This window comes from Bradyrhizobium sp. BRP20 (assembly GCF_020194215.1).
Classification (GTDB): Bacteria; Pseudomonadota; Alphaproteobacteria; order Rhizobiales; family Xanthobacteraceae; genus Bradyrhizobium; species Bradyrhizobium yuanmingense.
In genome coordinates this window covers 1-839 of record NZ_JADYVY010000080.1, presented here as the reverse complement: position 1 = coordinate 839, position 839 = coordinate 1, and the positions used below count along the sequence as shown (strand labels likewise).

At 59.5% G+C, this 839-nt stretch carries 1 pseudogene; it reads left to right on the top strand.

The window, feature by feature from the left end:
• The first annotated feature begins 65 nt into the window (after positions 1–65).
• Positions 66–826 (top strand): annotated as a pseudogene (locus I6F33_RS37875) (IS5 family transposase).
• Positions 827–839: the final 13 nt, after the last annotated feature.

The window sequence follows — 839 nt, the reverse complement described above, 5'->3', positions numbered from 1 at the left end:
GGTCTGTACCTAATTAGCGAACTCTGATTCCCTCGCAGCGGGTTGATTCCACGCGGGGGACTTCGATGCGCAAAGGACTGTTCTGGCTCAACGACAAGCAATGGACTCTGATAGAGCCGCATCTGCCAACGAACCAGACCGGACCGGTGCGCGACGACGATCGACGCGTCATCAGCGGTATCATTCACATGCTTCAGTGCGGCACACGCTGGCGCGATTGCCCGCCCGACTATGGTCCGTACACGACGATCTACAATCGTTTCAATCGCTGGGCCAAGCGCGGACATTGGCGGGCGATCTTTGAAGCGCTCGCCCGCTGCGGCAAAGACGGCGTGACTTTGTCCATCGACTCCACCACGATCAAAGCGCATCGCTCGGCGAGCGGCGGAAAAGGGGGGAGCATGAACAAGCGATCGGCCGCTCGCGCGGCGGGCGGACCACGAAAATCCACGCGCTGAGCGACCCTGACTGCCGACCTTGCGCATTTCATCTCACTCCAGGCCAGGACGCTGATATTGCCGCAGCGCCAGCCCTTTTGGAACTCGCGCCACCCATGTCTGCCCTCATTGGCGACAAAGGGTACGACGGCGACGGCTTTCGAGCCGAAATCGTCGATCGTGGTGCCAAGCCCGTCATTCCAAACAAATCCAACAGGGTTACTCTCCACAGCTTCAGCAAACGCGCCTACAAGGGGCGCAACGTCATCGAGCGCTGTTTCTGCCGCCTCAAGGATTTCAGGCGTGTCGCAACTCGCTACGACAAACTAGCCAGGAACTTCTTGGCTGCCGTCCATCTCGCCGCCATCGTTGCCTATTGGATCAATTGAGTCCGAGCCCTAG